The organism is Parachlamydiales bacterium, assembly GCA_041671045.1.
Classification (GTDB): domain Bacteria; phylum Chlamydiota; class Chlamydiia; order Chlamydiales; family JABDDJ01; genus JABDDJ01.
Map to the genome: position 1 here is coordinate 55,681 of JBAZCF010000004.1, position 12,934 is coordinate 68,614.

The 12,934-nt window shown below is 43.2% G+C and carries 14 protein-coding genes; 4 read left to right on the forward strand and 10 right to left on the reverse strand.

Translation table 11 applies throughout. The features are described 5' to 3' along the window. The first annotated feature begins 118 nt into the window (after positions 1 to 118). Positions 119 to 934, forward strand: coding sequence for a competence protein CoiA family protein (locus WC222_06330; GenBank protein ID MFA6915995.1), 816 nt, complete (start codon positions 119 to 121; stop codon positions 932 to 934). Positions 935 to 957: 23 nt separating this feature from the next. Here WC222_06330 and WC222_06335 read toward each other — a convergent pair whose 3' ends face one another. The 4 genes from WC222_06335 to WC222_06350 are packed head-to-tail and all read right to left on the reverse strand — an operon-like array spanning position 958 to position 4,363. Continuing rightward, positions 958 to 2,214 (reverse strand): hypothetical protein, encoded by a 1,257-nt coding sequence (locus WC222_06335; protein ID MFA6915996.1) that lies wholly within the window; start codon positions 2,212 to 2,214, stop codon positions 958 to 960. Positions 2,215 to 2,229: 15 nt separating this feature from the next. After that, on the reverse strand, positions 2,230 to 3,021 hold the full coding sequence (locus tag WC222_06340) for a hypothetical protein (GenBank protein MFA6915997.1): 792 nt from the start codon (positions 3,019 to 3,021) through the stop codon (positions 2,230 to 2,232). A gap of 5 nt (positions 3,022 to 3,026) precedes the next feature. Further along, entirely contained in the window at positions 3,027 to 3,482 is a 456-nt protein-coding gene (locus WC222_06345; protein ID MFA6915998.1) for a hypothetical protein, read from the reverse strand. After that, positions 3,479 to 4,363, reverse strand: a complete 885-nt coding sequence (locus WC222_06350; GenBank protein ID MFA6915999.1) for an RluA family pseudouridine synthase — start codon at positions 4,361 to 4,363, stop codon at positions 3,479 to 3,481. Before WC222_06350 ends, WC222_06345 begins: the two co-directional genes overlap by 4 nt. A 103-nt stretch (positions 4,364 to 4,466) precedes the next feature. On the opposite strand from WC222_06350, the gene WC222_06355 reads away from it, so the two are divergent. Further along, on the forward strand, positions 4,467 to 5,426 hold the full coding sequence (locus tag WC222_06355; protein ID MFA6916000.1) for an NADP-dependent oxidoreductase: 960 nt from the start codon (positions 4,467 to 4,469) through the stop codon (positions 5,424 to 5,426). A 35-nt stretch (positions 5,427 to 5,461) separates the two neighbouring features. Beyond that, the gene (locus WC222_06360; protein MFA6916001.1) at positions 5,462 to 6,037 is read left to right on the forward strand and encodes a Crp/Fnr family transcriptional regulator; all 576 of its coding nucleotides are present in this window, start codon (positions 5,462 to 5,464) and stop codon (positions 6,035 to 6,037) included. A gap of 97 nt (positions 6,038 to 6,134) precedes the next feature. On the opposite strand, the gene WC222_06365 is transcribed toward WC222_06360, so the two are convergent. The 5 genes from WC222_06365 to WC222_06385 form a co-directional block, all read right to left on the reverse strand. Next, entirely contained in the window at positions 6,135 to 6,986 is an 852-nt protein-coding gene (locus WC222_06365) for a hypothetical protein (protein ID MFA6916002.1), read from the reverse strand. Positions 6,987 to 7,135: 149 nt separating this feature from the next. Next, the gene (locus tag WC222_06370) at positions 7,136 to 8,029 is read right to left on the reverse strand and encodes a DNA-binding domain-containing protein (protein MFA6916003.1); all 894 of its coding nucleotides are present in this window, start codon (positions 8,027 to 8,029) and stop codon (positions 7,136 to 7,138) included. Next, entirely contained in the window at positions 8,026 to 8,868 is an 843-nt protein-coding gene (locus WC222_06375; GenBank protein MFA6916004.1) for a DUF692 domain-containing protein, read from the reverse strand. The genes WC222_06370 and WC222_06375 overlap by 4 nt, the downstream gene beginning before the upstream one ends. After that, positions 8,865 to 9,314 (reverse strand): hypothetical protein, encoded by a 450-nt coding sequence (locus WC222_06380; GenBank protein ID MFA6916005.1) that lies wholly within the window; start codon positions 9,312 to 9,314, stop codon positions 8,865 to 8,867. Before WC222_06380 ends, WC222_06375 begins: the two co-directional genes overlap by 4 nt. Positions 9,315 to 9,390: 76 nt before the next feature. Then, positions 9,391 to 10,239: a hypothetical protein gene (locus tag WC222_06385; protein MFA6916006.1), complete on the reverse strand. Its 849-nt coding sequence runs from the start codon at positions 10,237 to 10,239 to the stop codon at positions 9,391 to 9,393. 107 nt (positions 10,240 to 10,346) lie between these two features. Between WC222_06385 and WC222_06390 the strand changes: the two genes are divergently transcribed. Next, positions 10,347 to 10,625 carry a hypothetical protein gene (locus WC222_06390; GenBank protein ID MFA6916007.1) on the forward strand — a complete coding sequence of 93 codons (279 nt, stop codon included), beginning with the start codon at positions 10,347 to 10,349 and terminating at the stop codon, positions 10,623 to 10,625. Here WC222_06390 and WC222_06395 read toward each other — a convergent pair. Next, on the reverse strand, positions 10,622 to 12,838 hold the full coding sequence (locus tag WC222_06395) for a hypothetical protein (protein ID MFA6916008.1): 2,217 nt from the start codon (positions 12,836 to 12,838) through the stop codon (positions 10,622 to 10,624). The genes WC222_06390 and WC222_06395 overlap by 4 nt on opposite strands. Between the last annotated feature and the right edge of the window lie 96 nt (positions 12,839 to 12,934).

The window sequence follows — 12,934 nt, forward strand, 5'->3', positions numbered from 1 at the left end:
AATAGGATGTAAGTATCGTAGTTATTGGCTGTTTTTGTCAACATGCAGTGATTACTTCATTTCCAGGTATTTATTCATTATGTGTAAATTATTATTTTTGTAAATTGAAACTTCGCTCATGCAGATATATGCTTTTGAAAATGACGACCAATATATTAATGCTGCATGGGCAATAACAGGTAGAAATTACATCTGTCCCGAATGCGGTGAAACTTTACGTGTCCGCGGGGGCGCCCGTATTCAACGTCACTTTTATCACTATAAACCACAAAAATTTTGCAATCAATCCGGTAAAAGCGAAACGCATCTGATGATACAACTTCGCTTGCTTAATACTTTACCTGCAGGCGAGGCAAAAATGGAAGTCCGTTTTCCCGAAATAGGACGTATTGCAGATATTGCATGGGAAAAAGAGCGTATTATCTTCGAAGTACAGTGTGCGCCACTCACTCCGGATGAGGCGCTTGCAAGAACACACGATTATAACACACTGGATTGGCAGGTCATTTGGATCCTTCACGACAACCGCTATCTTCAAAACGTCCAATCTTCTCTCGAAGCAGCTCTGGCACATACACCCCATTACTATACTAATATTAACGCTAGGGGGATTGGAATTATTTATGACCAGGTAAATGTTTGGGAAAATGGCCGCCTTGCCTCTTCCTCCTACCCCAAAGAAATCTCACTTCAAAATGAATCCGTATTATCAACTCCATCGCACCATTCACTTCGTCAACGTACCCTCCACTGGAAAATAAAACTTGCGGATGATTACCTGTCCTTATGGCATGAATCTCCGCAGCATTCTTTATGGCTTGAGCTTGACTCTCTACGTAAAACCAGGCTTAAAAACCGACTTTGGAGGAGCCTTACCCAACCCTATCGCTTACTTTTGGGCTCTCTTTTAGAATCCTGTTGTAAACGATCGTAGGATGCAGGTGTAGGAGAAGTGAGTTAAGAGACCGGGAAGAGGACTGCGAGAGTGTGGAGACGGAATAGGCCGGTAGGGATGGCACCAAGGAAAGCTTGAAGTTTGATGCCGCGATTATCTTTCGTGTTTAAATGAATTGTCAAGGAAGTTTCGCCTTGGACGGGGAGTCTGCGGACGGCGTTGCGCCATTCATGGGATTGTTCGCCCAGGAGGGAATAGAAGTCTTGAGCAAATTTGTCTGAGTTCCATCCGGAGAGAAGTTTTATTGTCGGGCTGATAAAGAGCAGCTTATCATCTTTAGGGCTATAGACGAGAACGACGGCACCTCTTTCGCTACGGAGGCTATCGCATAGACGTCTTAGGTCTAGGGTATGGCTGGCGGTGGATGGGTGTCCGAAAGGAGCGTGGGAAGGGGAAAAGTAGCTGGGTCCGGTGATTTTTCGCGCGATATCTAGGCAGCGTTTAAGGATCAGGGAGGCTTCACCGGGAGAGGAGATGAATTCTTCCTCGGGGGTGTCTTGTTCTATGGAGTGTCGATTGGCGAGGACCGGGAGCGAGGGGATTTCTTCAAGCCAGTCTTCGCCTTCATGGGAGTGTGTTGTATGGTCTTGAGGCATGTCTGCAAGCTGGAGCAGAGTTTTAATTTCGTATTTTTGGTCGCGTAGCTGATAGGTGAGATCGCGGACTCGGTTTTCTAGAGAGGCGATATTTTGTTCTAGTTTTGAGATTTCTTGGCGCTGGTTGTTGATGGTATGCTGATATTCTTCTAGGAGGGTTTTTTGCTGCTGTATCTGTTCAACTAGAGAGCTATTTTCCCTGTGGTGCTTTTCCCTTGCACCATCGAGAGTGCTGTGAAGAAGGGAATTTTCTTGCATTAGCCTGTCTAAGGCGGAGGCTTTTTCGTCGATTTCGTGCAGATAGCGCTGTTGTTCTTGGCGGTATTCTTCCAGGCTTTGCTGGAAGCGTAGTATTTTTTCGTCGCTATCTTGAGAAGAAAGGGAGGGGATTTCAGATTTTTCTGCGGTCTCTTGATGTGGTAAGTTCTGTAAAAGAGAGCCTTCGCGTAATCTCCAGAGGGTAAGGATGACGAGAGAGCCTGTGGCAGCAAGGAATAAGCTAAGGGGGAGAAGAGGCCATCCGGCTGCGGGGGTAACAATCCATACAGCGATAAGAGTGAGAAGTAGGAGAGGGATCAGATAGATAAGAAGGGTGGCTAGGTGCAGTCTATCCTGCCTACGGGTTAGTTTAAGGATAAGTTGTTGTAGGGGGCCTTGCGACATCTTTTCCTTAGCCTTCTAAAGGGGTTCCAAATCGATGAATAATGAGCTGACGGTAAGGTTTGGAAAGCGAGGATCCTGAGAGGAGAGCGGCTGTATACGTATGAAGGGATCATCTTTCGCTTTGATGAGGCGCCAGCAGTTTTCTTGGGAAGGGCAATGGTATTTGAAACGCAGGGAATATTCTGAGGTGTTGAGGTCTATGTGTGCGGTGAGAGGGTTGAAGGGGGTAAAGGCGTAGTGGATGGCGTTGTTATCAAGGGGGATAGAGAGGGTGTTTTCCGTTCCAAGGTGGAAGATATCTTTTGCAGGGATGATTTTATCGTTTTGAATGCAGTGGGAAGCAACTTGGGTCGTAATGTTTGCATTGCCTGGCGGGAGGTTCAAGTGGATGTCGGTTCCGACGAGAGAGTCGGTGTCACTGACAATGGAGATCTCGCAGCTGAGACTGTGTGGTGTAAGGCTTGCCTGGAAATACATTTTGAAGTTTTGACCTTCCTGGGCACCTACTGTAGAGTTTTCCCAAGGTTCTTTGCTGTCTAATACGGCTAAGATTTTAGAGTTTTTAATTTCAGCTTTCCATGCCGCTGCCCGTGCGATGCCATTGGGAAAGGGATCATTTTCGTGGGGTTTATGTAGATGTTTGGGGCGGTTGTCGAGATGCGGGCCTATGAGGGAGCCTTGCTTATGATGGACATATTCAATACTTCCTTTGGAAAAGCTATCTAAATTCATGCCCCGAGCAGGATCAAAAACAGCTTTTAGGATGCTGCCATCAGCATGTTGTGCGGTCAGAATTAGCAGTTCCATTGCAGTTACCTTTCAATATTCTGGCTTCTGTAAGTGTATACGCCTAAAGCGCCAAAATAGGTAATTAAACCCAAAATAACAACGCTATAAATACAATCTTTTAAGGGAAAATCTCTTTCTAGTGAATTAATTGTTGGATTTTTTGAGGAATACCAAACATTAAAACGTTCTTTTTCTAATTCACGCAGCCCTTTTTCTGCTGCCCAAGGATTGCGATAGATGAGGGAATGGAGCTGCGCTGTTCCTAGGTATTCCCTAGTATCGATAAAAAAATTATAAGAGCCTTGTAATTGATAGCGTTCATCATTCAAGGCTGAAATTTTCCATGAGATCGTTTTGACGGGAACGCGGGCATTTAGGGTATAATAAGTATATAATTTTTTTGTAGTGCCCCAAGTGACCCAAACGGCAGATAGGGTCAAGAGGCAGACGAGCATCCAAAACCATTTATTTGTCTTCATGCGATAGGTTCCAAAGTCATGGGCGGTAATATCCATTGTTTAGCAGGGACAAAGTAAGGGAACACACGTGGAATAGGGGAATAGAATACTAATTTTTTACGGTTGATGGGGTGATCAAGTTCTAAAGTGTAGGCGTGCAGCAGTAATCTTTTTGTGCTTCCCATATCTCCTCCGTAGCGATCATCCCCGACGATAGGTATTCCTGCATGTTGACAGTGTACCCGTATTTGGTTTTTTTTGCCTGTCTCTAATTTTGCGCGGATGACGGTATAAGGGTTGCGGTAGGCTAGCGTTTCATAGTGAGTGATTGCTTCTTCGCCTTCGTTGGGGTTTTGAATGACGTGAACATGGAAATTTTTATCTTCGAAAACTCTTGTGTGCCATGTTCCGACCGGTTCTTTGGGTTTTCCTTTGACGATAGCGATATATTCACGATGCATCGAGCGTTTTTCCAGCTGTCCTTTCAGGTGAGTGAAGGCTGTTTGTGTACGTGCAAAAACCATCAGGCCTGAAGTACCCTGGTCCAGGCGATGGACGACAAAGACTTTGTTTGGGTGATAGCGTTGCTTGAGGTCACTGTGAACACTAGAGAGGGAGCTTTTATCTGTCTCTACACTTAGCGATCCAGATTTTTTTTCGACGACTACAATATGGGGGTCTTCAAAAATTATTCTGCAGGTGGGAAGAATAGCGTCATCAATCTTTCTACGCGGTGGTAGAAGGGAGATGTCTTGGCCGGAATCTACTTCTTGGGAAGGGATTTTTACGACGGTCTTATCTACTGCAATCCTTCCCTGTTTGATCCAATCCCGTACAGTAGTTTTAGTACAGTCGGGAAATTTTATAATTAGGGCATCTAAAAGGGTAATTTTTTCTTTCATGTGAATCTCTAAAAATACGAAGTATTTGATTATAAATAGTATACGAATCGGTGTCGTTTAATGCCAAAAAATTATAAAAATAGCAGGAAAAAAGGAGTTTAGTATGACAAAGATGAAGGCTGTTCATTTCAATGAATACAATGCGCCCTTAGAACTCTCAGAAATTGCTAAGCCTGAACCTAAACCTTTTGAAGTTCTCATCCGCGTTGCGTATGCAGGCATCAACCCTGTCGATTATAAAATTTATGAAGGTCTTAAAACTCGCTTACCTTCAAAACTTCCCATTATTCCCGGTTGGGATGTGTCGGGCGAAATAGAGGCTGTGGGTTCGGAGGTTGAAAACCTAAAAGTGGGCGATGCTGTCATGGCATTTTGCCGCAAACCTATTATTCAAAACGGAACGTATGCAGAATATGTGACTTTTTTTGCTGAGCACGTGGTGAAGAAACCCTCCAATATCACTTTCGCACAAGCCGCTACTGTCCCTTTGGTAACTTTGACAGCATGGCAGGCTTTATTCGATGCAGGACATTTACATCAGGGTCAAAAAGTTCTTATACAAGCAGGTGCAGGAGGAGTAGGAGGCTATGCCATTCAATTTGCTAAGTACGCAGGCGCACAGGTTGTTACTACAGCACGCAAAGAAAACCACGACTATGTCAAACAGTTAGGCGCAGATTTTGCAATTGACTATACTCAGGGCAGTGTAGCGGAACGTGTTAAGAAATGGGCTCCTAAAGGTGTTGACGTTGCCTTTGAAATGATCGGCGGAAAATCCATGGAAGAAACTTTGCTGTCAGTCAAACCTGGCGGTTATGTTGCGACGATATTAGAGCAGGTAGATCCCGAAGCTGCAGCCAAAGCGGAGGTATATTATGGGTATGTATTTGTGCGTCCTTGCGGTATGCAACTTTCAAAAATCGCTGAACTAATCCAAATTAATCGTATTAAAGTTCCTGAGGTTCAGGAGTTTAGTTTGGCTCAATTTAATGAAGCTTTAGAGAGTCAAAAATCTGGCCGCACAGGCGGCAAAATAGTTCTTAGAGTCCGTGACATTAAGTAAAATTAAAGCGCCATCGTGGGCAGGAAGCAGGCATAATGAAAATGAAGCATCTTTCTGATTATATTCAGAAAGTCTTTCCCATTGAAAAAAATGAGATAGAGGCATTTTGTGCAAAAGCCGTTTTGCGTACATTTCGTAAAAAAGAGGTGTTTATCCAGGAAGGGGAGGTTTGCCGCCATTTGCTTTTTATTCATGAAGGACTTTTCAGATATTATTATGTGCTTGCAGAAGGGGATGATTTAACCAAAGATTTTGCGGTGGATAAGCAGAATCCTTTTTGTACGGCATATACAAGCTTTATCACTAAGGAACCCTCCCAAATTTGGATAGAGGCCTTGGAAGATTCTTCTGTTTGGGTATGGGACGAATCCTATGTTACCCCTTTGTTTGGAAGCAGTCCTTGGGTGTTTTTTGCGAAGAATATGTTGGAAACGATGTATATACGGAAAGAAAAAAAAGAGTTTTCCTTCTTAAGGTTAACTGCAGAAGAACGTTATACGCAATTTTTGCGAGAGTTTCCGCAATTATCCCAAAGAGTGCCGCAATATCAAATTGCTTCCTTTTTAGGTATCGCACCTGAATCGCTTTCAAGGATAAGAAAAAGACGCTAGTTAAGAGATTATTATGCCCTCGATAATTCTAGGGAGGGGAAAGCGGCGAAAAGTCGCCGCACTCCTATGCTAGGATATGTTTATCCTGTCATGGACCTTAGTCTTTATTTTCGATCACAAGCTTAGTTCTCTTTAGATGACTTAGACTTCTAGGTAGATATTCAAATTGTGCTCCTATTAAACGCAATTTCTTGAGTTGTTTCATCCCCCCGATTTTCTTAGAGAGTTTACGTAATTCTGAGTGGCGTACATTTAGCACTTTCAGATTGCTGAGTGTAAATACTTCTTTGGGCAAAACCCATGCTTTCCTATTGGAATAGGTAAGCTTTTCTAATCCTGCGAAGTATTTTATTTCCGGAGGTAGGCGTGAGGTTTTCTCTAAAATGGTATCTAGCTCTTTCGAAATAATTTTACGGATTACATCTTTATTTTTGTCATCTTCCAGATAGTCATGGATCTCTTTTTCAGTTTCGCAGGAGGGAAATCCTAGGCTTTCGCCATATTTCTCATACCAAACAGACCAAGTTTCAAAGATACCATTCATCTGCAAGACCGTTATTTTTGTAACGCTCTCAGGATTTGATTCTAAAAAAAATCGGATTTGGTCAGCGTCATCAAGCTCGGGTAAATTTAAGAAGGGATTATCTTTGCGTACTTGCCGCCAGAAGAGAATCAAATCAAAATTTCTAATTTGGATTTCTGTATTGATATAGGTTTGTGCTTCGTAAATAGAATTTGATGAGAAGAACCTTTGAGTACCGAAAAGGTTCATTTTCATTGACATGAACAAGCTTGTAAACTTGTTGTCATCTGATTCTTCCTTGGATGCAATTTTGACTAAATATCTAAGGAAATAAGCTTCCTTTTGATTAGTAGTATAGTTTTGGAGTTGTTGCCATTGAATATTAAGATCATTTCCAACGGGTGGCAATTGAGATTGTAAAGACATGATTTCCATCCTTGTTTTAAGCCTTTATTAGCTTTGTTAAACACAAGGATGAAGGAAATGTAATGAATGCTTCATTGACCTAGATCAAGAAATGACGGGGAAGAATACAAAGGTGTTACAAATTTTCTGCTGATTTTATGTGTGAGGGATCAAATTGAAATATAGTTTTTTCGTGAGGATGATGGAGGATAGGTTGTCAGCCATTCATTGACAAACCAACGGTGGGTCCATTCTTCAAGTTTCTGCGTTGCAGCATCAGACACATTTTTTGGTTGCTTGCCAAGCCATCCGCAGAGCGCATCAAATGAAATGCCGTCTTTAAATTTACTTAGGACGGAAGCTTCGATAGGATCAATTTGTATCCATCCCACGTTGGAGTAGCAATCGCGCCAGAGAATGTAAGCTGTAGGTTCTTTAGGAAGGTTTGGGAAATCATTTTCTTCCCAGTATTCAGGTTCCTGCGTCATCATCTCTTTACGGAAGTCGAAGAAGGGGTAGTTCATTTTGTAAATGAAGCAATGGGGTTGAAGGTAAAGTGTGCGATCTAGGACATGGCCCAATTCATCGAGGGTGAGGGGGTGATAAATAGGAGCTGTAAAGCTAGAGCAATATCCGCAGTCCATTAGCGCAGCATTTAGGACAAGTTCTTTATCCGTCTCATGGTAGTGAGACTCTATCCAGAGAGGGAGTTTATCTCCAAGTTGATTGAGAGACCAGTGGTCCGGTACATGGGCGGTAAGATATGAAAAGCCGATTGTTGCATTGAAATCGGTATAGCCGAAAAGGCGTACAAGAAGGGGAAATGTTTCGTGCAAGATGCCTAGAAGTCTCCACCAGTATTGCTGATTATAGATTTCTATGCGTTGATGGGGTTCTAAAGTAAGGCTAGGAAGAATGTAGTGTGCAGCTTCCTGCTCGATTGTGCCTCCTGAAGGAGTATGGGGATTGATATTATTGTCCATATCGACAGGACGGGCGATGATGCTTCCGAACCAATATTGGAGTTCTTTAAGTTGTTTTGGGGGAGTGGGTTGTTCTGTCATGCAATGGCTGTATAGGTGATTTCTCTTTGGAATTCTTTGGCTTTAAGCGCTTCTTTCCAGGTGTCTTCGAAGGATAGGAAATTGTCATCCCATTCTAGGAGCGTTGCTACGCCGCGAGTGCGGGGGTAGACGTGTGCGTAAAGTTTCCATACATCATCGCAAACGTAGTTATCGTGGGTATCTACGATATGGGTTCCTAAGTCGTTATGCCCTGCAAGATGGATTTGCAGTACCCTTTCCATAGGAATATTGTTGCAGTATTCGTAAGGGTTGTAGTTATGATTGCGGCTGGACACATAGATATTATTGACGTCGAGCATCATGTAGACATCAGCTTTTTCGACGATAGCGGAGTAGAATTCCCATTCAGGCATAGAGTCGTCATGGAAAGCGACATAGGAAGATAGATTCTCCAGCGCAAAGGGCAGTTCCAGATAATCTTGTACTATGCGGGCACGCTCTGCGACATAATTTATGACTTCTTGTGTGTAGGGAAGGGGGAGAAGGTCGTGAAAATGGGCTCCCGGGAGTCTCCCCCAGCAGAGGTGGTCGGAAATCCAAGGTGTTTTTGTTCTGCGGGCGAGACCTTTTAGTTTTTTGAGGTAGTCAAAATCTAAAGGAGCAGGGTTGCCGATGCCTAAGTTGACGCCGTGTTGTACAACAGGATAATGTTCTAGGATTTTGTCAAGATAGTATAGGGGCTTCCCACCTTCCACCATAAAATTTTCACTGATAATTTCAAACCAATCTATAGGTGGAAGATGGGTAAGGATGTCATCGTAATGAGGAATTCTCAAACCTACGCCAATGCCTAGGTTTGGGATAGGATACTGCTTCATTTCTTTAGGGCACCATTACGTTTTTGGGCCATTTTATCGGCTACAACTTTAACTGCCAAGTTTTTGTCAGAGAAGGAGCATTTGCCTGTGCCTTTGCAGTCGCCTTTGCCTGCGCATTCATGCGTATCTGTTTTACAAGCATTGAGGCCTTTGCAAGCGTTTTGCTTATCGCATCTTTGGCTTGCAACGAGTCTGGCGAGGCGTTTTCCTTCAGGGCTTAGGCTGTTATATTGTTTTACGCCTTCTGGAGTTAGCTCTAAGAGTAGGTCTTCTTCTGAATAAAGGTGGTAGCCATAGTTACCGCCATCCGCATCTTCCATTTTGTTAAGGGTGGTGTCTGTTGCAGGTTTTTTCTGCGCAGTTTCTGCAGCGTTTAATGAGGCGCTAGCCATCAGACCTGTTAGCAAGCCTTTTAAAACTAATTTTTTGAAGTGAGTTTTTTGCATGATAAAAACCTATTTTGAAATTTTCCCAGAGAAAAGCAGCTCCGGGTTTACCGGAACTGCTTAAAAGAATCATGGATTAGCGTTTGCCGCCACCACCACCGCAACCACCGCTGCAACCGGAGCTTCCGCCGCCATGGTAGCTAGTATCAGAGTGGATGATACGGCCTTGTACTGGCTGAGGTTGTGGAGCGCGGTTGTATTGTTGTTGCTGCTGTTGTTGTTGCTGCTGAGCATTGTATTGCTGTTGCTGCGAAGCATTGTTTCCATAGGCATTATTGATAGGTCTTCTATTTTGAGGATTGTTAGGATTGTTTGTCATATCCTCGTAATAGACGCCATCGCTTGCGCGAGGAGAGGGAGCGGAAGAGCTTGGATTAGCGTTGTCGCCGTACCAGTTTTTTGTGCCCATGCGCTGTTGGTAGGCGTTAGCATTGTAGTCATCAGCTAACTCGTCGCTTGGTTTGCCTGGAGCAGGCTTGTTCCATGTGCTAGGAGCTGTGTTTCCTCTGTTTTGGATATTTTGAGGATTGTTATTGCCTTGTCTTGGGGCTTCGCCTCTGTTTTGGTCGTTTGAAGCACCGTAGGCGTTTGGAGCTGAGAAGTTTGAATCATCTCCTTGAGCTGATCCTTTGTCTTCAGTCGCAAAGCGATTGTCGAAAGGATGAGCAGAACGGTAAGGAGATGGCTTAGGATCGGTAGCTAGAGAATTTTCTGCAGTGTAATTATAACCACGTGCATTGCTGCTGTAGTTAGCATTGGCATTAGTGTTTTTTTGTGTAGGCTTGGTATTCTTTGTAGTTTTTTTTGTTTGGCTAGGAGTATAGGTGTTGTCATCATAAGCGCCAGCAGCGTTTACTGAAGTGAGGGCTAAAGTTGCACCAGCAACACCCATTAATACCAATTTTTTGAAATCATATTTCTTCATAAAGAGCTCCTTGTGGAAAAGTATAAAAGTTAACCAGTAATTTTTTTTTAACAGTAGTTGACCTTATAAGCAAGGTTTTTGAAATATTTCCTTTGCAGGAGTGAAAAATGCGCTGTTGGAAATGTGGGAATGAAACAGGCGAGAAAGCAGGAAGAGGTTTAGCTTTTAGGGCTGAGTGTCCTAACTGCAAAATCGATTTGCATTGCTGCCGCCAATGTGTTTATTACAGTCCGGGCAGACCAAATGATTGCGCTGTCCCCGGGACTGAGAAAGTAATGGATAGGGAAAAGATGAATTTCTGCGAAGAGTTTACCGGGATGGAGGCGCCGCCGCAGAAACCGAAGATAAGCAAAGAAGACATAGAAAAAAGATTATTTGGAGACTAGCCAAGGAAATCTATGCTATTGCGTTTGCCGGAGAATTTAAAAGTTCCTTCATTCATCAGTCCCCATGTCATGATTAGGGCTTTAGCGGGAGAGCGTAATTCTTCGGCGAATGTAGTGAGGTCGGAGTGTTCAGAGATAAAATCTTTGAAGTTTTCGACATGTTTCTCATTTTGCGAGGTTTGTTTATCCTCAATAGAATAGTAGTTCTTGGCATTGGTGATTTTATCTTTAGCTACGTTGACGATAGAGTGAGGATTTGTGGATTGGTCAGAGGAAATAGCATCTGCATTAGAGTATCCCGTGATAATCTCTAGAATTTGAGAAGCAATTTTTGGGGCTACTGAAGGTGCTATGACTTTTTTAAGTAGGGTTACTAGATTACTGTGAACTTCTTTGCTAAGGGTAGTTATTTGCTCTTTGGGTAGGGAGGACTCTTCCGAGAGAAGAGGTGAGGTAGAGGCAGCAGTTTCCGAAGTGTTTTTTTTAGGTGTGAAGCGTGTTTCTAATTGTTCCAATAGTTGATCAGCAAAGGATTCCGCTACGTCGGGAGTTTCACCGTCTTCAATAAGAGATTTTTTTATATTTTCTTTGAGTTCTGTATTTTCCTTTAGGGGCGCCCCGCTTTGCAATGCGGCGGATAGAATTTCTGCAAGATCAGCGATTTTTGCACGATCGATTATCTTACCTATATAGTTCTCTTGGTTTGCGGCGAGGATGGCTATAGTGACTTGGCTGGCTTGAGTATAGGCAATGGAACTGGAAACACCAGCGATAAGAATATGTTTTACGAGTTCTTGGGTGAAATCAGCGGGAGAAAGTTCAGGATAACTGCCGTAGATTTTCTCTACTAAAAGGTAAGGGTTTTGTTTCATGGGATTAGGCATTTTTGAAGGTACGTAAGGCTTTATAAAATTATAATCATCAGTATCGAGTTCGAAAAATACATAGGGTTCTTGGTCAGGCGCCTTAGTAGAATCTGTCACCTTAAATGCTTCTAATAGTTGATAAAATCCGGACTCAATATTCAAGCCTGTTTCGACTTCAACAAAAAGTACTTTCAAGATGGAAGTTTGGATTTCATTCACAAGCGATTTGACTGTTGAGTTCTTTCCATTTTCCGGGATTTGAGTGAGGACGGGATCTTCGGAAAATGCTGTTTCGACGACGCTTTTGATTTTTTCTCCACCCTCCGGTGTCAAAAACTTAGATAGATTTAGTATAAGGCTTACAGTAGCCGCAACATCGGCTTCAGGACTTTCAAAGTGGGTATTATCAGTAGTGTTAGCTGTGGATATGAGTTGGATGGCATCTTTTCCGGCGCTTAGCCCTTGCAAGGATAAAAGCTGTACGGTGAGGATATGTGAAAGGTCTGATGCTCGTTGGGCATTCTCCGGGCCTATCAGTGGTTCTAATGATTTAATCAACTCGGAATTAAAAAGGGTTTTTAAGCCATTCTTCTCTTCGTTTTCGACAGTGAATGTTTCTGTTGGGCTAGAGTTTTTTGTAGTGGAGAGTTTCTGTTGATCCAAAGCGAAACTTTGCTGATGTAGGTCTTCAGGGTCTTGGGTCAGCTGCAGTGATTTAAAAGCGAGGGCTCCCAAACCATATTTGGACAGGTATTCCGAATAATTAGCTATTGCGAGCCTTCCGTCGCTGATTTCCTGCATTTGTTTTGCATAATCTTTGTTGATGGAAGCATACGGATTGACGTAGGGAGCAGTTCCTGGTGGACCGGATGTGCCGGGTGAAGAACCGCCGGGCGCAGCCGGACTACCGGGAGGAGTGTTTCCTCCAGGAGTACCGGATGCTGGCGGAATAATTATTTTAGATTTGCTTTCACGATAATTTTTGAGGGCCAGAACAGCCATGGAAGCAAATAGCGAGTTGAGCTGTTTGCTGTTGATGTTATCTAATAATTCTAGTTGTTGAAGCAGCTGTTTAAATTCTTTAGAGACGTCTCCTATAAACTTTTGGTATTCAATATCGGTGAGTTGCGGTGTCTGAGCGGCAATAGGGGAAGTTGGAGATTTAGAAGTGTTTTTTCCGGATTGTAGGGTGTCGTTAGTAAGAGGAGCGGAAGAAGGTGTAGAAGGAGGGGAAGAAGGTGTAGAAGGAACGGAAGATGAGGAAGAGGATGGGGTTGTTGCGGCTTCTGAAGGGACGGCATTGCTACCGGTATTTGTAGCGGAGGGTTTAGTGGGATCAATAGACATATATATAAGCTCCACTGATTATAATTTTAATTATAACAATTAGAAACTAAATGAACAACAAACGTTTATTGTATTTAATTTGAACGCAGAGAAGCT